This window comes from Spirosoma pomorum (genome assembly GCF_054776615.1).
The window spans coordinates 257,497-278,451 of sequence record NZ_BAAHBP010000024.1 but is presented as its reverse complement, the minus strand read 5'-3'; the positions used below and the strand labels follow the sequence as shown (position 1 = coordinate 278,451).

The following is a 20,955-nucleotide window of genomic DNA, read 5'->3' as shown; positions in this document are numbered from 1 at the left end:
TTCGAGTATGCTTACTGCTTGAATCTATGTCTCCGATGCCACGCAAAGTTCTCAGCCAGTGGATGGAATTTCGGTTCGAGTGGTAGCAACAACGACGTACCTGCTAATTCACCGAATAGGTATTTAGCACTCGGATTTTCTGTAAATCGTTTGCTGACAATCACTTTAAAATCATCATCCACACTAATCATACCCCGGTCGAAAGCGCGATGCAGATTCGGGCAAAGGGCGATTCCGTTCGTAATTGTATCGTTATAACTTTTGGCGAAGTCAATGATATGACAAGCGTCGATCATCGACATACTGAACGTAGCACTGATCTGAATACCAGATATACAGCAGGTTTGTCCATAGTAGTATGGTATGCCTTTCTGAAACGCGCCACTTCGTGCAAATACTTTCTGCTCAAATAAATCTTTGTATTTCGGGTCGGCAGCAGCTTCGGCACGTTCCCGTTCTACGTCAGCACGATATTCCTCCGGTGACTTCTCAATTATATCCCGGCTCAACTGCTCGAAACTATCAGCAAGCTGACTGACGTGAGTACCGCTCCGATGCGGAAAATATTTATCAACAACGGCGTAGAATAGCAAATCCCGATTTTGTGAGTCCGATAGAAACTTCACTAAATCATCGTCTATTTCGGCGTAAGCCACTGCGCTCGTCAGATTACGAAACGATTTCATCGAACCTGCATTTTCGAGCCATGTTTCGCAACCCGGATTTGGCAATAAATGCCACCAGTTACGATGTTCATTTGTCAGGTGATAGAACGGTTGTGCGATGAAAGGCTGATAGCCTTCTCCCGGAACGAAATATGTCCAGTTGCTAGTAAATAGTGAAACTAATTGAGGAGATAGATAAACCGTTCGGTCGGTGATAATACCCTTATAGAATGCCTGTATCAGGCTAATAACCAGTATAGGTTTGTGAGGTGCTCCGAACCCGTATTTTTTTACGCTTGCCCGATCTTGTTGTAATGACGTAAAAGCATCTAAATAGTAAGCAAGCGGCTTATTAGGCATATACTCTGCTTCGTGTTTTCTCCGCCAAGAAATTTTCCAGCCGTTTTTCAAGGTCCTGCTGAAGGCCGCGTTTGTTGAGTTTCAGGGCTTTATTTTTTTGAAGCGTCAGTAGTTCCTGAATCAGTTCAACATGTTCAGGCTCGTTTTTGCAGGCTTCCCGCAGTAACTCTTCTTCGCGCCGTAGTTTCTCAACGTGCTTACTCATATCAATTTCGGTGTCGTAGATGCGGTTATAAATATCGGCGACTTTCGGCGTAAATACACTATCGCGAAACCACGTAAGCTGAATAGCAACCAGTTCCTGATGCGTAATCAATTCCATCATTTCGCCCTGTGTATCCTGAATTTCTTTTTGCGCTTGTAGCAGCATCGTCAGAAACTCCGCCCGAATTTTAGGCGTGTATGGTCCCCAGGTATTTTCGTCCTCCTCCTTGTAAGCACTGTCGGTCCGTCGACGCTTTTCCCGTGAGTCACGGTTCGAGCGTTCAACCAGCATTTTGTTGCGTAGTTCAACCAGCGGTTCCATCCAGTCGTCGCCGTTACCGATGAGTCCTTCCATGCTCTTATCACGGCTAACCACTGTACAGACCCAGCACCCAAACCGGCTGTTGCCGCAGGAAGGCGTCGTTTCGTCGATCACCAGCGGACAGTCGCCGGAGTTGGCATTACGGTACAGCGTTACTAGTTCCTTGTGTGTACCACCCCAGGGGGGCGACACCTGCATCATGTATTGCCACAGTTCGGTAGTCTCTATGTCTTTGATAGGCGCATATACGAACGCATTTGGCAACAGATGCTTCCGCAGCCGCTGCCCTTTCAGTTCGTGCCGCTTCATCGACCGCGCCCGGCTTTGGCTTTCATCGGACCGCGTACCTAGTAGAATGATAGCTTCGCCCTCCTCGCTAATCTTCTCCTGAATAAACCGCGTCGTCGGATTGATCTTCAGTCGTTCTGTACACCACCGAAACGAGTTCGTCGGGGCGGGGTATCCTTTACCGATCAGGTTAACCCAGAATGTATCTTCCAGCCGGGGCGTGGTTCGGTGAACACTGATGGGCATCCCCTGCTCGGTAGCTGCTTTTTGCAGCAGAGTCAGCGTGCGATTTATGAACGAAACGATCTTGGGATTTTCGACCAGCGTATCGTTACAGACCACATAGATTTTGCGCGTACGTAAGTCAGCCGGCATTTTCATCAAGGCGCGCCAAACTACCTGAAGTAGCATTGTACTGTCTTTACCACCACTAAATCCGATGATCCAAGGACGCGGGTTATCGTCGTATAAATACTGATCGGTGACTTCGGCTTCAATAAATGGGAGTTTGAGCGACATAACGGTGGCGGTATTAGCGAAATTAGTGTTATAGCTTGAAAAGTGAATTTTTACGAGCCAACCAATCTACGAAGATGACACAATTTACGGTGCGGGCGGACGCGGCAAAGGCACCATTTACGTTTACAACTTATATTAGGCTGATTTACAACACTAGCAACAGTTTAATTTTTACTAAGCTGATCTCTCATGATTGACTAATCATGCTGTAATCACGGTGTCACCCTCTTTTTCAAACCACTTGAATAGATTGACAACGGACCCTCTGGCAACAATATACCTACCTTTGTTTTCCTAAACTCACTTATCCGTATGAATAAACTATGGGCGCTGGGTCTTCTCCTGGCTATGATGAAGCTGTCGTCTTCTGTAGCGCAGATTACCCCGACGACGGTCTCACGCAATACTATTACCCGTCGAATTCGGCGATCCTTACGTCTTATTTACCCAGGGCACTTACTACATGTACGGCACGGGTGGTGGGGCAAAACAAGGCTTTGCCGCTTATTCGTCCAAAGACATGGTCCACTGGAAAGCGGAAGGACAGGTTTATTTTCACGACAATAAAAATGGCTGGAGCGACCCAAAAGCCAAATGGGGCGGGGCCTACTGGGCGCCTGAAGTATACGAGGTAAAGGGTAAGTATTACCTTTTTTACAGCGCTCAATGGCGGGTCAATCCCACCAACGAAGTCGAAAACTTCCGCATCGGGGTGGCCGTCGCTGATAAGCCCACCGGCCCGTTCGTCGACCTGACCGACAAACCGCTCTTTGATCCCGGTTACCCCATCATCGACGCTAACGTATTTATGGACAGCAACGGCAAAGCGTACCTGTATTATTCCCGGTGCTGCTATAAACATCCTGTCGACAGCGAGGTCGCCCAGTTAGCCCGGCAAAAAGGCTGGTTTCAGGAGATTGAAGAAAGCTGGGTGTATGGCGTCGAGTTGAAGCCTGACTTCTCGGGTGTGATCGGGAAGCCGGTGCTGTTGTTACGTCCTCCCGTTAAGCTGAGCGACAAACAGGCTGGCTGGGAAAGCCGGTCAGTGACGGCCCGCGAAGTGAATCGGCGCTGGACGGAGGGCTCCGTGACATTCAAGAAAGATAATCTGTATTATATCATGTACTCGGCCAATCATTTCGGTGGTCAGTATTACGCTATTGGTTACGCTACGGCTACGTCTCCGCTGGGACCGTTCCGGAAGGCGGCCAACAACCCGATCCTGGAGAAGAACAGCGACAAAGGCGGTTCGGTGACGGGCACCGGACATAATAGCATTACGTACTCACCCGACGGCAAGGAAATGTTTTGCGTCTACCACGGTCGCACCGCCAAAACCGGTGATGAGCGGGTCGTTTTCATCGACCGGATGCGGATGAAAGACGGCCGAATCACCATTGAGGGCCCAACCATGTCGCCCCAGAAGCTTCCCTCGGGTGTATCGGAGAAGGGCAGTACCCGTTAATAACAGAACTTTAGCCTATCCAAAAGTCCGCTGTAACACGCATTCAGACGTATTACAGCGGACTTTTGGCGTTAACCAGCACCAACAAATCGTCCATTGGGTAGCAGACGGCTACATTTTTCCTATTTTTAGAAGTCACCCAACCAATACAACCAATAACTCCATGAAAAAACAATTCCTGTTTACGGCGCTGCTGCTCCCGGCGCTATCCATTGTACAGCCCAGTACGGCCCAGCCTAATGTGGCCTTAACCAAAAAATCATCGAGATCGTCAGCAACCGCTGCTGATAGGGACAAACAAACGATCATCACTGATCTTGACAAACGTTCTGCCGAATACGCTGACCTATCGAAGCAGATCTGGAATTTCGCCGAGCTTGGCTACCAGGAAGAAAAAAGCTCGCTGCTGTTACAGGAGCAGTTGAAGAAAGAAGGCTTCGACGTCCAGGCTGGCGTAGCGGGTATTCCCACTGCGTTTGTCGCTACGTACGGGTCGGGCAAGCCCGTTATTGGTATCCTGGGTGAGTACGATGCTTTGCCAGGTCTGGCTACGGAAGCCAAACCTGATTTTACGCCTATCGCTGGTCAAAAAGGTGGTCACGGCTGCGGCCATAACCTGTTCGGCACGGCTTCCGTAGCGGCTGCGGTCGAAGTAAAAGACTGGCTGAAAAAATCAGGACACGGCGGTACAATCAAAATCTATGGCTGCCCGGCCGAAGAAGGCGGTTCCGGGAAGGTATACATGGTCCGGGAAGGCCTGTTCAACGACGTAGACGTCGTACTTCACTGGCACCCCGGCAATCAGAATGCTGCTGACGCCAGTACGTCGCTGGCGAACAAGAACGCCAAATTCCGCTTCCGGGGAATTGCGGCCCACGCTGCTGCGTCGCCGGAGAAAGGCCGGTCAGCGCTGGACGGTGTCGAAGCTATGAACTACATGGTCAACATGATGCGCGAACACATCCCGTCGGACACCCGGATTCATTACGTCATCACCAAAGGGGGCGAAGCACCGAACGTAGTGCCTGCCTTCGCCGAAGTGTACTACTACGCCCGCCACAAAGACCGGGATATTCTGCAAAGCGTCTGGAAACGTATTGAAAACGCGGCCGAAGGAGCCGCTAAAGGCACCGGCACAAAAGTCGAATGGGAAGTCCTGGGTGGTGTCTATAACTTGCTGCCTAACACTACGCTGGCTGACGTCATGCACAAGAATCTGCAAACCGTTGGCGGTGTTAACTACACCCCGGAAGAAACCGCTTTTGCCAAAAAGATCAGCGAAACGTTCGGCGATAATCGTCCATCCATCGAAGATGCCGCCAAAGTAAAAGATTTCCGCGAAGCGTCGGAAACAACGACCAGCAGCGCGTCTACCGACGTGGGCGACGTCAGTTGGGTGGTACCCACCGTTGGCTTGTCAACGGCGACCTGGGTACCAGGTTGTGCCGCCCATAGCTGGCAGTCGACGGCCACCAGCGGCATGAGCATCGGGCAGAAAGGGATGATCGTTGCCGCCAAAACGTTGGCTATGACCGCCCTTGACCTGTACAAAACCCCAACCCTCATCCAGCAGGCCCGCACCGAGTGGACCGCCAAGCGCGGTGCCGACTTCAAATACGAAGCCCTCCTCGGCAACCGGAAGCCCGCGCTGGACTATCGGAAATAAAGAGCGAGAGACTGAAAGCGCGAAAGAGTGAATAAGGACGAGTCATGTAGATACGTCTGTTTAGGCAAACTCCCTACCTTTGCGCAAGAATTCAAATTGAGCGCAAGAGGAATGAAGCGACCAGTGACTTTCGCTCTTTCACTCTTTCACTCTTTCACTCTTTGCTATGCTTCGTACACATACCTGCGGGGAACTCCGCCTGGCTGATGCCAATACAACCGCTACGCTGACCGGCTGGGTCCAGACCATTCGTGATAAGGGTGGAGTACTCTGGATTGACCTCCGGGATCGCTACGGTATTACGCAGTTGCTGCTGGAAGACGGCCAGACGGCACCTGAGCTCTTTACCATTGCCCGTTCACTGGGTCGCGAGTTCGTCCTGAAAGCGACGGGAACGGTGATCGAACGGAAGTCGAAAAACCCAAACCTGCCAACAGGCGATATCGAACTGAAAGTAACGGCGCTGGAGGTACTGAACCCAGCCAAGTTACCTCCCTTCCTGATCGATGACGAAACCGACGGGGGTGATGACCTGCGGCTAAAATACCGCTACCTTGACCTGCGTCGGAATCCCGTTCGCCGGAATCTGGAACTGCGGCACCGCATGGCGCAGCAAACCCGGTTGTACATGGACGGCCAGAACTTCATCGAAGTTGAAACGCCAGTCCTAATCAAATCAACACCCGAAGGCGCGCGTGATTTCGTGGTGCCTAGCCGGATGAACCCGGGCGAATTTTACGCCCTGCCCCAGTCGCCCCAGACGTTCAAGCAGCTGCTGATGGTATCGGGCTTTGACCGGTACTACCAGATTGTGAAATGCTTCCGCGATGAAGACCTGCGCGCCGACCGGCAACCGGAGTTTACGCAGATCGACTGTGAGATGTCATTCGTGGAGCAGGAAGATATTCTACAACTGTTCGAGGGGCTGATCCGTCACCTGTTCAAAGCCGTCAAAGGGTATGATCTGGCCGAAGTGCCTCGCATGACCTACGCCGATGCCATGCGGCTTTACGGTTCTGACAAGCCTGATACCCGCTTCGGAATGGAGTTTGTCGAACTGACCGATCTGGCACAGGGTAGAGGGTTTAGCGTGTTCGACTCCGCCGAACTGGTGGTGGGTATCAACGCGACGGGTTGTGCATCCTACACCCGGAAGCAGATCGACGAGCTGACGGACTGGGTAAAACGACCACAGATTGGTGCAAAAGGTCTTATTTACGTTCGCCATAACGAAGACGGAACGCTCAAATCATCGGTCGATAAGTTCTACTCAGAAGAAGACCTGAAGAGCTGGTCGGAACGGCTCAATACAAAACCTGGTGATCTGATTCTGATCATCTCGGGCGATGCGAACAAAGCCCGCAAGCAACTGAACGAGCTTCGTCTGGAAATGGGCAGCCGACTCGGGCTACGCGATCCGAACGTATTCAGTGCACTCTGGGTGCTTGATTTTCCGCTATTTGAATACGGCGAAGAAGAAAAACGCTGGTTTGCCATGCACCATCCCTTTACGTCGCCGAAGCCGGAAGACATTGCGCTGCTCGACACCGATCCGGGGGCTGCTCGCGCCAACGCCTACGACCTGGTCATTAACGGAACGGAAGTAGGCGGTGGCTCGATCCGGATCTTCAACCGCGAACTACAGGCCCGCATGTTCAGCCTGCTGGGCTTCTCCGATGAAGAGGCCAAAGCTCAGTTCGGCTTCCTGCTGGACGCGTTCGAATACGGCGCTCCCCCACACGGTGGAATTGCATTTGGTTTCGACCGACTATGCTCGATTTTCGGCGGGGCCGACTCGATCCGTGATTTCATTGCCTTCCCGAAAAACAACTCGGGTCGCGACGTCATGATCGACTCGCCCTCAACTATTTCGCCGGCACAGATGCAGGAATTAAGCATCGCAACAACGGTTTCGAGTAAGTAATCTTTGCTTTTTTATTAATTTATAAACTGCCCTGTTAAACCGACAAAAGCCGATTTAGCAGGGCAGCTTTGTTCTTCCTTGACCACTTTTCTTCAATCCGGATCATTACTTCAGGCGTTAGTATAGCCAGGTTACCGACATGGTCTACCATTTAGCAGGGTACGGATTTACTTTATACCTAAATTTGTATTCTGTGCACAGTTAATTTACTTATTTAAGCAATCTTTACTGTGCTCTATCCCAGCTATTTATCTAGAATTCAGTAAACAGTTACTCGTTTTATTCTTTACAGTTTATTTACTTTTTATGCGAGACTGTTTACGGCAGTTGTTCTTATTGGTCTTACTGGCTGGGCTTGCAACCTGCTCATATGCTCAGCTACGAGTAACCAGTCCGGTTCCTCGCATGGTATTTCAGCGTAATCAACGAAATGAAGCCTCGGTAGCAGTAGCCGGGTTGGCTCCTTCGGGTACGTCGAGTGTCGAGGTGCGCTTTGTTCCGCTGCAGGCAGGCCAGGGTGCTCCTACCTCCTGGACTTCGGTACCCATGCTCACCGGCTCATCGTCCTTTCGGGGGCAGGTAACCGTACCCGCCGGGTGGTACCGGCTCGACGTGCGAGCCATGTCGGGCATGGCCATTAATGCAACCACCGCTGTCAACCGAGTCGGTGTTGGCGAAGTGTTTGTCATAGCTGGTCAATCGAATGTATACGGTGGTTTCGAGAAAACCCCGGCCGCCAGCGACGATCGGGTTTCTTGCGTCGATTTCCGGCAGGATACGCTCAATGATCAGTTACTTCCGCTTCAGTTTAGTCACGTCAGCGCCGGAACGAGTATTGGTCCCAGCCAGCCCCCTCATCTTTGGGGCATGCTGGGCGACCGTCTGGTTAGCCGCCTGAATGTTCCGGTTCTTTTTCTGGGAGCCGCCCTGGGGGGAACAAGTAGCAGGAACTGGTATATTTCTGCGGATGGTACGCCGGTTGCCAGTACGGACCCGCTCGATAACGTATACCGACAATTAGGAACAGCGCTCCGGCACTACGTAGCCCGGACGGGCGCACGGGCGGTCCTGTGGCATCAGGGCGAAAAAGACACGGAGAACGGTACCACCACGCAGACATACGTCAATAATCTTCAGTATGTTATTCAGAAAAGCCGGCAACAGCTTGGCTCAGGCCAGTTGCCTTGGGTCGTGTCGCGGGTGAGTTACATTCGTGGGAACACCAGCCCCGCCGTTATTGCCGCACAGAATCAACTGATCAACACGATTCCCGCCGTATTTCCGGGTCCGGCTACCGATAGCATTGTGGGGCTCGACAATCGACCCGACAATCTGCACTTCCTGGGGCAGGGTCTGGTCAAGTTCACTAATACCTGGGATCAGGCGCTGAACCAAAGCTTTTTTGCCAATGCCGTTCCTTTTCTGCCAACGGGCGAACCACCCCTGATCACCGACGGCTATTCCGTTCCATTGGCTCGGCGGCCGGGCGAAACCGTGCTGGTTACTTACCTTCACAATGACCCGGCGGAGAGTGATAATCAATACGTTGCTCAGTTAATCCATGCGGACAACGAGTCCGTCATTGCAGAGTCGTCGCCAAGCGTGGCTGATCCGATCCCACTAACAATCCCAGCCAATCTCACTGCTGGTCAGTACCGACTGAGAATCCGATCCACGCATCCCGCCATTCTGGGAACCGCAGGCGAACCGTTCCTGGTTAGTCCGTCGGCGCCAGTTCTTCCGTTGCCTCCGGTTATTCAACCTCCGGTCGTCGGAGGTACGGCTGATCCGGGAATTTACCGAATCGGTTACCGTTTTGAGCCCTACAGCCACGGCTATTTTACGATGATTAGTGCCGATGGTCCCATGGAAGTGCGCATGCAACGGCTTGACGGGCAGACCGTTGACAGCAACTGGTATCTGACGACACCCCGTTCTGAAGCACCCGATTACGCTGAATTTGCGGATTTCAATTACGTCCGCTTCTACCAGCCACTGGCTTTCGGCGTTGGTGGCATTGCCCCCGGTCGGTATCGGCTGTCGGTCCGGCGGCCGGGTTCATCGGGTGACGGCCTCTGGATTGAAACAACGCTTCTTACCGGCCGCAATGTTGTCTATTACCCTATGGAGTCGGTGAGTAACGTACCACCCGTACTGGACATTCAGGCCGTGCCTACATCAACGTTCTGCCAGAGCAGGCAGTTTGAAGTGGCGATCTCCATCTCCGGTGGCAATCTGAACGCAGACAATGTCTATTCAGTCAAATTATCGGACGCGACGGGCTCCTTCGCCAATGAAACGACCATCGGCAGTGGCAACAACAGTCCACTGGTAGCAACATTCCCAGCCGGGCAGACCATCAGCAGTGGCTACCGGATCCGGGTGACGGCCAGTAGCCCAGCCATCGTCAGCCCACCCATCGCCTTGCCTGCCTGCGGGAGTGGAGCCGATCTTTCGCTGGCCTTACAGGTAAATAACCGGATTGTAGCCGTCAATCAACCGGCCACCTTCACACTTGTACTAAGCAACGAAGGCCCGTTGACGGCCGAAGGGATTACGCTCCAGAGCCGCCTGCCCGCCGGTCTGGATTTTGTCGATGCACTCTCGTCGGGTATCAGCGTCACCAACCGAGTTATCACCGTTAATGCTGGCTCGCTCAACAGTGAGAAAAATTTACCGTTTGTCTTCCGGGCCAAACCATCCCAGGCGGGTGCTTTCGTATTGACGGCTCAGGTAACCGCCAGTAGCCGCCCCGATCCGGACTCACAACCCAATTCCGGTACTGGTGACGGGCAGGATGACATGGCTCAGGTTGATATTCGGACCGGTACCGGTGCCGAAACCCTGTCGGTATCGCCAAACCCGAATCAGACAGCGCTCCCAGCCGTTCAATCCAACCAGCCCACAGCTGATCCGGCAACGGTTGATCTGAGCCTGTCCATCGCCAGCGACAAACTAACGCTCAACGCGCAGGACGTAGCAACGCTGACCCTTACCGTACGAAACCGAGGAGGAGCTACCGCTAACAACATATCAGCGCAGGTACTTCTACCCAACGGCTGGCAGGTTGTAAATCCGTCTGGACTAACCATTGACGGGCAAACCGTAACAGGTCCTCTCATACCAATACCAGCGGGTGGTTCCAGCACGTTAACAATTCCCGTTCGAATTGGCGCGACCGGCACGCTTCTTACGCAGATTTTCACGGCTTCGCCATCCGATTCCGATTCAACGCCCGGCAATGGCTATCAGAACGGAGAGGACGACGAAACCAGCATCACGATTCGAATACGACAATAAAAAAGCGGGCTCTAGGAGCCCGCTTTTTCGTTATTCGTTACGTAGGGTTTCTTCCAGAAAGGCGCGAAATTTCTCCGCGAATTCGGGTCGTTTAAGCGCAAATTCGACGGTCGTTTTCAAAAAGTCGAGCTTGTTGCCGATGTCGTGCCGCTTACCTTCAATGCGGTGCGCGTAGAGGTTTTCGCGTTTGAGCAGTAACAACATGGCGTCCGTCAGCTGGATTTCGTTGTTCTTGCCCATAGGCGTCTGCTCAAGCATCGAAAAGATTTCGGGCGTCAGGATGTACCGACCCGCAATCGCCAGATTAGACGGCGCTTCGTTCAGGGCAGGCTTTTCTACCAGCGTAGTAAGCTCCATAATTCGGTCGCTCAGCGACTTTCCACCGACAATGCCATAACGGTTCACTTTGTCCTGTGGAACCTCCTCAACGGCAATTACGGAGCAGCCATACTGCTGGTACGTATCGATCAGTTGTTGCGTTACGGGAATAACGGAATCCATGACGGTATCACCCAGTAGCACCGCAAAGGGCTCGTTGCCGACATGATGGCGCGCGTACCGGATGGCATCGCCCAGTCCGTTCAGCTCGCGCTGACGAACGTAATGCAGGTTGGCCATGTCCGATAACCGGCGCATCTCGTCCAGCAGCAATTGGTCCTGCTTGTCTTCCAGCCGGGTTTCCAGCTCGAAGTTCCGGTCGAAATGGTCTTCGATGGCGCGCTTGCCCTTACCGGTAATGATCAGAATATCTTCAATACCTGAATCAACAGCCTCCTGCACAACGTACTGGATCGTTGGTCGGTCGATGATCGGCAGCATCTCTTTGGGTTGCGCCTTAGTAGCAGGCAGAAACCGGGTACCAAGCCCGGCAGCAGGAATAACGGCTTTCTTTATCATATCCAATGAGTGAATGAGTGAATGAGTGAATGAGTGAATGAGTGAATAGTTAGTTTTGCGTCAGCAATTATTCACTCAATCGCTCATTCACTCATTCACAATTAAACCACGTATGGCTTTATTACGCGGGCGTTGATTTTCTTGAGTTCGACGTAGAGTCGGTTGAGCATGGCATCGTCGCGGTAAAGCCCGATGATGGACCCGCCCGAGCCGGTGAAGGACGCTGATGCACCACAGGCCCGTGCGGCATCGATCAGGCTCTGATTACGGTCGCTGATGGTATAGATCTGGGTGCGCAGGTCATAGTTCCGGTTCACCAGTTCATTAAGCCGGTGGGTATTCTGTTGCGCCAGAGCCTCCCGCCCCTGCCGGGCTACGTCGGCAATGGCATTCATTGTGTCGATCACCACGGGCTCGCCTTTTAGCCAGCGTCCGCGAACGTCGTTGTGCACTCGCCCGGACTGTTTACCCAAATCAGTGTTGTACGCAATGTAGAGCTTTGGCAGCAGCCGGGCGTCGAGCGGCTCGTATTGGCCATAGCCCTGGCGCTCCATGATGTCACGGTCAAAGTCCATATACACGCAGCCTTCGTAGCATTGAATAACCCGGTCCTGCAATCCAGCCGTGATTCCCAGTTCTTCGGCTTCGGTGGCCAGCACCAGGTTCGGCAATATCGGCTGCGGAATCTCAATGTTATAAAATTGCATCATCGCCCGGAAGGTCGCTACGATGATAGCGCTGGAACCAGATAAACCTACCTGACGGGGAATCGACGTACTATACCGAATTGAGAAATTTCGGTTAGGCAAACGGATCTGTTCCGTTTCGCAGTACTCCGCGAATTTTTTGATGGCGGCTTTCAGCAACGGTACGCCCCCATGATACCCCAGCGTAGCGACCGAATCACGCAGATGATAAAGGCTCCGAAAGGTATTCGTATCCTGTGGTTGGGGCTCGATATTCAGCTCGGGCGATTGGTAGAGCGTGACAGACGCCCCAAAATTACGCACGGAGATTGCGATCGTTTTTCCGAAAAAGCCATCGGAGGGGTTGCCAAACAGGCCAGCCCGGGCGTAGGCGCGAGTTTCAATAAGCAAAATACTACCTGGAAATACGTCCTGATTTGATTCGTTGACTACTCTCGGCGCGATACCGAGGAGCAGAGTCATGGCCAAAAGTAAAGAAATCTGTTGACCTACTACCAAAAAAGCGACTGGACACGTAATCCAGTCGCTTTCGGTAAACGAAAAAGAGTGAGCGGTTTATTTGCTCTTATCTTCTGAATCGCCCGCGTCGTACCCTTTGTGGTGCGGGTCATAGCCTTCGTTCGGGTTGTCACCCTCTTCCAGGTAGGTAGCGTTTGCCCGGTGAAACAGAGCGTCGTCCGATGGGTTGTCGGCGATCTGTTCCAGCTTGGCGTTTGCTTCGTCGCTCATCATTTTACCTTTCGGAATGTCCTGATCGGCAATTGAATCGGCGTCAACGTCCCAGGCTTCGGTCGTGCCGTACTTTTCACCGCGCGGTTCTTCGGGGTTCCCTTCGCCAATGTGGCTCTCACGCGTGTCTTTTATATCTTTTTGCTGATTTGCGTCCATGTCCATACCGGACGTTACTGCCTCGTTGGTACCTACACCTTCCGAAACACGGCCATAATCGGAATCGCCATGTTGCTGCGGGTCTTTAGAGTAAAACTCGGCGTCAACTTTATCTGGATCAAATGGTGATGTAGTCGCCATAGCGTTAAGTGGTTTTTCAGACTATAACTTGTGAGAAGCAAGGGTTGTTTTTGGCGAATCAGCCTTTCTGCCGCTGAGCCGCTTCTCGCAGGGCAGACAGCTCTGTCAGCAACTGATCGTTTGTCTGCTGCAACAGTTCCATCCGCTGCGTCAGCTGAAAGAGTAAAAACTCCATATTCTGGAGTCGCTCTTCAGTCGTGATGGCTGCCGACGGAGAATTCAGCGTCTTAAACATCAGCCCCTCACCCCGTAGTAACCAGTCGCCGTTGATCTGCGGATAAACCGCCAGAATTTTCTCGAGTGTATCGTACCGTGGTTTCAGTCGGCCATGCAGAATATGATACACCTTCTCGCCCCGACGCTCGCCGAGCTGCCGGGCAAATTCAAGAACGCTGATGTTAAGCGCGTCAATAAGTTGCTGAAGCCGGTCTTCGATCATATTTCAAAGGAGGAAAGGGAACGGTCCGCCGTAGCGGGAAGGAGGAGAGGGAGGAAAGGATAAACGGGGATAGGAAGAAAATGGAATAAAGAACAAGGAGGCTAATACAGAATTCCTTTCTTCTTATTCCTGCGCTTTTCCTTTCCTCCTTACTCCCTCTCCTCCCCTTTCTCCTTTATTTTACATCTTACTACGTAAAAACAACCCTAATTAGTTGCTGAATGGGTTTGCTTTTTACACAAAACTGTGTAATTTTAAGTCAGTAAACACGACCCTTTAAAAAGGCAAAAGGGACCGCAAAACGGGTCCCCTGCTTGAACAGTAAACAACAAATACTAATGAACACACAAAACAAAAGCCAACTTTCGACAATTCAAAGCGACAACGCCTTGAAACCGTATCAAAAGATTCACGAGTTGACGGGAGAAGTGGTCAGTAGGTACAAGTATTTGGAGGGCCACCCGCGTCAATACCGGTTCGATGCCAAGGAAGGTGTGTTCAACATTAATGGTGCCGAGAAGCTGGGCCGTACCCTCACGTTTCAGCCAATTGCCTGGCGCATTTTCACGGACAATATCCTGAACATGGGTACCAAGAACTGGGCGGAGATCTTTTTCATCGACGAGAAGAACTGTGTCTCAGCCCTACTCTTCCACGGTTATTCGGTCGACAATATCTTCCGGCTGATTGAACCGCTTTACTACGACGACCTGACTTTGGCCGATGTCGTAATCACAGCAACGGCAGAAAAGAAAGAAAATACGAAAATTCAGCCCAAAGGCGTGTATTACATCGCCAACTTCACCTACAAAATGGGTGACGAAACCAAAACGGCTGAACTGAAGCAATTTGCGCAGGAAAATAAAATCTTCCGCCAGGAAACGTTAACGGACATTGTCAATATCAAAACGGCGATGAACTACTACAACCCCTTCGCCAACCTGGCCGAAGAAGATGCCGCGCAGGTCCTGCTCCCCGCGGGAGAAATTTAAAAAAGGAGGAAGGAGGAGTGGGACGAATAGGAGAAAAGGAATTTAACGTTCCACGCTCCTTTCATCCCCTCCTCCTTTCCTCCCTTTCCTCCTTCATTCTATGCTTCCATCAACTCATTTACCCGATGATATGTATCGGGCGTTACCACGTATATCGAATTCGGATCTGACGCGGCTTAAGGAAGAACACCTGGGCTACGGTGGGACACTACCCGTAGTGCAGCAGCGCATGGAACGGGCCAAAGTGTTTGGCCGGACGTTTCACCAGCATTTGCTCGAACCGGAGAGTATTGGCACAGTCATGCAGCAACTGCTGCCCGATATGCTGGCTGGTCCCGATTTACTGGCCCCAGCCCAGAGCAAGCAGTTGGAGAAGCTGATGGAAACAATCCGGCAGGATACCTTTTGTCGGCGCTACATGCGCTTGTCGGACCGTGAGCGGGTGGTTCTCTCCACCGACCCAACGACGGGCCTGGCGTGCAAAGCGCGGATGGATATGCTCTACAACAGCCCCAAACGCCGTAACGCCCTGATCATCGACATTAAAACGACATCGGCCCGGACGCAGGCCCAATTTCTGGATTCGTGCTATACGTACGACTACGATCGGCAGGCCGCTTTTTACCTCGATAGTCTGCGGAATGCCGACAGTAAGGAATGGTCGGATACCCGCCAGTTCCGATTTGTCTTTGTGGGTATTATGAAACAAAGCCCCCATCGACTGTTTGCGGTAGACGCTACGTCCATCCCAGGTTTTGTGGATTACGGCCGGAAGAAATACCGCTTCTGGCTGCGTAAGTGGCGCGAAGAAATGCAACCAGCGTCATTACCAGCCGTGGCAACTGGCCTTCGTCTGATGGCCTGATTACTAAACGAATAGATACGCATGAATGCTTCAATCATAACCCTGACGCCCGATCAGCTCCATTTCGACTGGGGCACCGACGGGCTGGTTCTCTGGATCGAAGAACTGGACGGCCTCGGCAGTCTGGCGAACCAGATGGACGAAGTGCTGGACCGGATTGCGTTTGCCATTGAATTACAAACCGGATGGGACCATCGTACGGACGGCAAAACCCTGCATCCGCTTTATGGCTACCGGCTGTTACTGCGCGATGCGTCGGGTTGCTGGAACGCCGTGCAGACGGACGAAACCGGTCACTTCGCCGGTCTGACTCCCCTGCAGGAGCTGGACTACGAGATTGCCTACGAGAAGGTGATGTGGATTGACTAATTCTGTGTTATAATTTTCTGATACGCCAAGGCCGAACCTTCTACAGGTTCGGCCTTGGCGTATTAACGAGTTGATTTTTATCGAATAGGGATCACTCGTGCAACCTTGAGCCCTTAGTTCGCATCTTTGGAACAAACCTACTTTTGTAATCCCATGAAAACGTTTGTTACATTCCTACTGTCCACTCTCATCGCTGTTGTTCCTGCATTGGCGCAAAAAACGATCGACGCCAAAGACATCATCGCGAAAATCAATCGAAAGGAAGCCGTTTCGTACCAGAACGTAACGATTACGGGCGATCTGGATCTGACGAATCTGAACAACCGGCGAGAAGTAAGCGAAGGCAACTGGGGTAACCAGTCGCGGGAGTTTCTGAGCGTCGTTGAGGTACCGCTCACGTTCAAAAATTGCCGCTTCACGGGCAAAGTCCTGGCTTACCACGTCGATGAACAGGACGGCAAGCGGCTGCTCAACCGAACGAACACGGTGTATAACGCCAATTTTAATGAAGCGATTACGCTGGAAAACTGCGAATTCGAGGATGATGCTGCTTTCAAATACTCTGTTTTCGACCAGCGGGCACAACTCGCTGGCAATACGTTCCGCAAAGAAGCCCTGTTTAAATACGCCAAGTTTAAGGATGACGTTACGTTCAACGGCAGCACTTTCAACGGGAGCGCTGACTTCAAATACACGAAGTTCGACGAGGCCTCGGCTTTTCAAGGGGTAACTTTTACTCGTTCGGCCGATTTCAAATACACCAAATTTGGCGAAGGTGTCGATTTCCGGCAGGCTCGGTTTGCGGGATACACCGACTTCAAATACACCAAATTTCCGAATGGCAGCACCTTCGACGATACGCGTTTCGACGGTCCTACCGATTTTAAATATACCACGCTCGCTGGCCGGAAATTCTCCCCTAATAGTCGTTAATTTTTAGTTCTTGCAGATAGAAACAGGTTGGCAGTCAATTCCCACAAGGTAGTTGACTGCCAACCTGTTTTATTAACCTCTGTTATCGTTTTTGCGTTATTTATCTCATACACCAATTAACGCAACGTTTTGAAACGCACCACAAAATTTCTCATTGCTTTTGTTGTCCTGCTGGTCGTCGCCAGGCTCCTGTTGCCGTACTTCGTACTGCGCTACATTAATAAACAACTGGCCGATATGGGTGACTATACCGGCCATATCGAAGATGTCGATATTCAACTAATTCGGGGGGCGTACCAGATCGATGATCTACGTATTCGGAAGGTAAACGGTAAGATCAAAGAGCCGTTTCTGTACGTTCCCAAAACCGATCTGTCCATCGAGTGGGAATCCCTGTTCAAGGGGAAGCTGGTCAGTGAGGTCGAAGCCTACGAGCCTGAGCTTAATTTTGCCTTCAGCGACGACGAAGCCACTAGTCAGACGGGGGCCGAGGTGGACTGGACATCCTATTTGAAGGAACTGCTTCCCATCGACATCAACCGATTTGCGGTTATCAACGGTACCGTTAACCTGACCAGCCTGATTACCCAGCCCCGCGCGGATGTATCGCTGAAGAATTTTCAGGGTGAAATCAAGAATATCCGCAACGTAGAGGACAAGACGAACAAATTACCATCGCCGGTAGTGGCTACGGGAAACGTGCCGGGTTATGGCGGAGCGCTGAATTTCTCCGCGAACATGAACCTGTTCAAGGTCTTTCCGGACTTCGACTACAACATGGAGTTTACGGAGCTACAGCTGACAAAACTCAACCCCCTTGCCCGTGAATACGCCAACCTCGACTTTGAACGCGGTACGATGAGCGTTTACAGCGAAATGGCGATGCTGGACGGTAAGCTGAATGGTTATTTGAAGCCGCTTACCAAAGGCATGAAGATTTTTAAGCTGAATGAGCACAGAGGCCGATCTGTTGGTCAATTCTTCACCGAGCTGCTGGCGCAGGGCGGCACGGCTATTCTCAAAAACCAGCGCCACGACCAAGTGGCCACCCGTATTCCACTCAACGGCACTATTGACGATATCGAGACCGCTACCTGGCCAACTATTTTTGGCGTATTACGTAACGCCTATATCAAAGCGTTCAGAGGTGAGTTCGATAACAGCATTACCATCAAAGATGCGCTCAAAAGTTTCAAAGAAGACTATAAAGCCAAGCGCGCTGAGCGCAAAGCAGAACGGAAGGAGAAACGGGAAGAGCGACGAGCCGAGCGCAAAGAAAAGCGCGAAGAAAAAAAGGCTGAACGCAAGAAGAACGATTAGACAGCAGAGAATAGATAAAAGAAGAAAGACGTTAGAAACAAGAACGGAGACAGTCCATCTTGCATCTAACGTCTTTTGTCTGACCGTCTTACGTCTTTTGTCTATCTCCTAATCTCTACCCCATCAACAGCGACTCAGCCCCGTCGATCCAGATGGGCGTGCCGGTGATGTGGCTGGCCCGGTCGGATGCCAGGAATGAAACCAGATCGGCCACCTGTTTGCTTTGACCGGGTTCGCCGTCGGTCAGTGGGATGACCCCCTCCGGAAACTCGACGGGTTCTTTTGCTGCTTCCAGATTCCGCTTTTTCGTGTTGTCATTAATAGCCGTATCGATCGCGCCCGGACAGACGACATTCACTCGGATACGGTGCTTGGCCAACTCCAGCGCAGCCATCTTCGCGAAAGCAACCTGGGCCGCTTTGGTCGATGAGTACGCCGATGCCCCCGTATTACTAAAAATCCGGGTGCCATTCACCGAAGCCGTAATGATGATAGCACCACCCTGCCGTTTTAGCAGGGGTAGGGCGTATTTGACCGTCAGGAATGTACCGTTCAGATTGACGTTGACTGTTTTGCTCCATTCGTCGGGCGTTAGATCCTCGATTGGGGCCCATACCCCATTGATCCCAGCGTTAGCGAACACAATGTCCAGTCGACCAAATTCTGATTCGGTTTTGGCGTACAACTGCTCCATCTGCTCGGGAACGGATATATCAGCGGTAACAGCGATTGCTTCCCCACCCGCCTGTTTGATTTCGTCAACCGTCTGGTTGATTTCTTCGTCGGTATGGCTGACAGCCACAACGCGTATTCCTTCCTGGGCCAGTAGTAGGGCTGTGGCTTTACCGATCCCAGAGCCTGCACCCGTGATGACAGCTACTTTTTTTTCCATACGTTCTGTTAAGTTATCCCTATGCGGGATGCTATACGACCAGTTGATTTATAGCAAATAGCTACTTGACCAACCCTGTAACGCCCATTTTGTTAGTCCTAAAAGCCAATCGACAGCGTCTCTTGGATGGAAGCCCAGTGAACTATAATTTTTGCAACATAGTTGCATAATCAAATTTACTGTACTTTCTCTGTTCAACAAGTCTACTAGTTCATGGATCAACCACTCAGCTCATTCGACGTCATTATCGTGGGAGGCAGCTTCGCCGGACTCAGTGCGGCAATGTCACTGGGCCGATCGCTCTGCAACGTACTGATCATCGACGGCGGTAAGCCCTGCAACCGGCAGACACCCCACTCGCATAATTTTTTGACCCGCGACGGTGAAACACCCACCCAGATTTCGGCGGTCGCTAAGGAGCAGGTACTGGCCTATCCAACCGTTACGTTCCAGACGGATCTGGTCACGACAGCTTCGCAGACAACCGACGGTTTTCGAGTTCAAACGGCCAGTGGGCAACACTTTATCGCCCGGAAACTCGTGCTGGCAACCGGTGTCTACGATAGTATGCCGGCTATCGACGGTTTTACCGAATGCTGGGGTCGCTCGATTCTGCATTGTCCCTACTGCCACGGCTACGAAGTACACAGCCAGCCGTTGGGGATTCTGGCCAGGGGCGACACCGCCAATCACCTGGTCCGGCTCATTTATCACTGGAGTAAAGATCTGACCTTGTTTACCAACGGTCCTGCCGACCTCACTGAAGAACAGCGGAGTTTCATCACTCAACTTGGCGTTCCTATCGTGGAAGAACCCGTAGCCGCTATTGAGCACGAGCAGGGACAGCTACGAGCGCTCCGATTCCAGTCTGGTAGTCGGCATGAGCTAACCGCCATTTTCAGTCACGTTCCGAATCGGCAGCATACCAACGTGGCTGATCAGCTCGGCTGCACGTTGACCGACACGGGATTGATTAAAGTCTCGCCGTTCGGGCAAACCAGCGTGCCGGGCGTTTATGCAGCCGGTGACAGTAGTTCTCCCATGCGCCAGGTAGCGGCCGCAGTAGCCAGTGGCAGTATGGCAGGCGCGATGCTGAACCGGGAAATGATTGAGGAAGATCAGAGGGCCATTCCATCCTATCGCGCTTAGAAACGTTTGGCGAAATACGTAGTTTGGCGCTCAAACCATCTACTTCGATGTTAAACGATCAGATCAATTTCAGCGAGCCCACCCAATTTGAGGCCATATGGGCCGACACCCTCGCGCAGCAGTTTGGCCAGCCATCCGACAAACAGACCGGTTCGCTGCTACGTACGCTGGTTTCGACCAAACCTGGTGGGCTCTTTCTGGAATTAGGCACCGGTACCGGAATGTCAGCCTGCTGGATGCTGGACGGGATGGACGCCGATGCCCGGCTCATTACGGTCGACAACGACGAGAAGCCGCTGTCCGTTGCGCGTACGTACCTGGGCAACGACCCGCGTCTGACTATCTATTGCGATCAGGGCGAAAACATCATCGGTCAATTTACCCCCGCCAGCGTCGATCTGATTTTTGCGGACTCTTGGCCGGGCAAATACAACCACCTGGCCGAAACGCTGGCCTTACTCAAACCAGGCGGTATTTACCTGATCGACGATATGTTGCCCCAGCCTAACTGGCCCGAAGGACACAGCGACAAAGCCGACCGGCTGGTCGACACGCTGGAAGCCGACGATACGCTCACGCTAACCAAATTCAACTGGTCGACGGGCATCATCATTGCCGTGAAAAAGTAGCTCAGGTCTGCTCCTGCCTTT

The 20,955-nt window shown here is 52.0% G+C and carries 18 protein-coding genes; 11 read left to right on the top strand and 7 right to left on the bottom strand.

Features of this window, described 5'->3' with window-relative positions; all coding sequences use genetic code 11:
* Positions 1–11 precede the first annotated feature (11 nt).
* Positions 12–1,076, bottom strand: a complete 1,065-nt coding sequence (locus ACYVAD_RS14660; protein WP_461140249.1) for an HNH endonuclease — start codon at positions 1,074–1,076, stop codon at positions 12–14.
* A complete protein-coding gene (gene dndC, locus ACYVAD_RS14655) occupies positions 1,018–2,358 on the bottom strand; it encodes a DNA phosphorothioation system sulfurtransferase DndC (RefSeq protein ID WP_461140248.1) in 1,341 nt (446 codons plus the stop codon). Before dndC ends, ACYVAD_RS14660 begins: the two co-directional genes overlap by 59 nt.
* A gap of 463 nt (positions 2,359–2,821) precedes the next feature.
* On the opposite strand from dndC, the gene ACYVAD_RS14650 reads away from it, so the two are divergent.
* The 4 genes from ACYVAD_RS14650 to ACYVAD_RS14635 all read left to right on the top strand — a co-directional run bounded on the left by ACYVAD_RS14650 (position 2,822) and on the right by ACYVAD_RS14635 (position 10,713).
* Positions 2,822–3,823: a glycoside hydrolase family 43 protein gene (locus tag ACYVAD_RS14650; protein ID WP_461140247.1), complete on the top strand. Its 1,002-nt coding sequence runs from the start codon at positions 2,822–2,824 to the stop codon at positions 3,821–3,823.
* 163 nt (positions 3,824–3,986) lie between these two features.
* On the top strand, positions 3,987–5,489 hold the full coding sequence (locus tag ACYVAD_RS14645; protein ID WP_461140246.1) for an amidohydrolase: 1,503 nt from the start codon (positions 3,987–3,989) through the stop codon (positions 5,487–5,489).
* Between the two features lie 166 nt (positions 5,490–5,655).
* Positions 5,656–7,413, top strand: a complete 1,758-nt coding sequence (aspS, locus tag ACYVAD_RS14640) for an aspartate--tRNA ligase (RefSeq protein ID WP_461140245.1) — start codon at positions 5,656–5,658, stop codon at positions 7,411–7,413.
* A 306-nt stretch (positions 7,414–7,719) separates the two neighbouring features.
* Positions 7,720–10,713 (top strand): sialate O-acetylesterase, encoded by a 2,994-nt coding sequence (locus ACYVAD_RS14635; RefSeq protein ID WP_461140244.1) that lies wholly within the window; start codon positions 7,720–7,722, stop codon positions 10,711–10,713.
* A 30-nt stretch (positions 10,714–10,743) separates the two neighbouring features.
* On the opposite strand, the gene galU is transcribed toward ACYVAD_RS14635, so the two are convergent.
* From galU to ACYVAD_RS14615, 4 genes are all read right to left on the bottom strand, one after another.
* A complete protein-coding gene (gene galU, locus ACYVAD_RS14630) occupies positions 10,744–11,610 on the bottom strand; it encodes a UTP--glucose-1-phosphate uridylyltransferase GalU (RefSeq protein ID WP_461140243.1) in 867 nt (288 codons plus the stop codon).
* 101 nt (positions 11,611–11,711) lie between these two features.
* The gene (locus ACYVAD_RS14625; RefSeq protein ID WP_461140261.1) at positions 11,712–12,707 is read right to left on the bottom strand and encodes a mevalonate kinase family protein; all 996 of its coding nucleotides are present in this window, start codon (positions 12,705–12,707) and stop codon (positions 11,712–11,714) included.
* A gap of 165 nt (positions 12,708–12,872) precedes the next feature.
* Complete coding sequence (locus ACYVAD_RS14620) at positions 12,873–13,346, bottom strand: hypothetical protein (protein WP_461140242.1); 474 nt, start codon at positions 13,344–13,346, stop codon at positions 12,873–12,875.
* A gap of 58 nt (positions 13,347–13,404) precedes the next feature.
* Positions 13,405–13,785, bottom strand: coding sequence for an XRE family transcriptional regulator (locus tag ACYVAD_RS14615; protein WP_461140241.1), 381 nt, complete (start codon positions 13,783–13,785; stop codon positions 13,405–13,407).
* Positions 13,786–14,123: 338 nt separating this feature from the next.
* Between ACYVAD_RS14615 and ACYVAD_RS14610 the strand changes: the two genes are divergently transcribed.
* The 5 genes from ACYVAD_RS14610 (at position 14,124) to ACYVAD_RS14590 (ending at position 18,264) form a co-directional block, all read left to right on the top strand.
* Complete coding sequence (locus ACYVAD_RS14610; RefSeq protein WP_461140240.1) at positions 14,124–14,777, top strand: hypothetical protein; 654 nt, start codon at positions 14,124–14,126, stop codon at positions 14,775–14,777.
* 100 nt (positions 14,778–14,877) lie between these two features.
* Positions 14,878–15,642, top strand: coding sequence for a PD-(D/E)XK nuclease-like domain-containing protein (locus ACYVAD_RS14605; protein WP_461140239.1), 765 nt, complete (start codon positions 14,878–14,880; stop codon positions 15,640–15,642).
* 21 nt (positions 15,643–15,663) lie between these two features.
* Complete coding sequence (locus ACYVAD_RS14600; RefSeq protein ID WP_461140238.1) at positions 15,664–16,011, top strand: hypothetical protein; 348 nt, start codon at positions 15,664–15,666, stop codon at positions 16,009–16,011.
* A 153-nt stretch (positions 16,012–16,164) separates the two neighbouring features.
* Positions 16,165–16,944, top strand: a complete 780-nt coding sequence (locus ACYVAD_RS14595) for a pentapeptide repeat-containing protein (protein WP_461140237.1) — start codon at positions 16,165–16,167, stop codon at positions 16,942–16,944.
* Between the two features lie 129 nt (positions 16,945–17,073).
* A complete protein-coding gene (locus tag ACYVAD_RS14590; RefSeq protein WP_461140236.1) occupies positions 17,074–18,264 on the top strand; it encodes a DUF748 domain-containing protein in 1,191 nt (396 codons plus the stop codon).
* Positions 18,265–18,379: 115 nt separating this feature from the next.
* Here ACYVAD_RS14590 and ACYVAD_RS14585 read toward each other — a convergent pair whose 3' ends face one another.
* A complete protein-coding gene (locus ACYVAD_RS14585) occupies positions 18,380–19,156 on the bottom strand; it encodes an SDR family oxidoreductase (protein WP_461140235.1) in 777 nt (258 codons plus the stop codon).
* 213 nt (positions 19,157–19,369) lie between these two features.
* Between ACYVAD_RS14585 and ACYVAD_RS14580 the strand changes: the two genes are divergently transcribed.
* Together ACYVAD_RS14580 and ACYVAD_RS14575 are read left to right on the top strand one after the other, a co-directional pair.
* Positions 19,370–20,305: an NAD(P)/FAD-dependent oxidoreductase gene (locus tag ACYVAD_RS14580; protein WP_461140234.1), complete on the top strand. Its 936-nt coding sequence runs from the start codon at positions 19,370–19,372 to the stop codon at positions 20,303–20,305.
* Between the two features lie 47 nt (positions 20,306–20,352).
* Entirely contained in the window at positions 20,353–20,934 is a 582-nt protein-coding gene (locus ACYVAD_RS14575) for an O-methyltransferase (RefSeq protein WP_461140233.1), read from the top strand.
* Positions 20,935–20,955 lie beyond the last annotated feature (21 nt).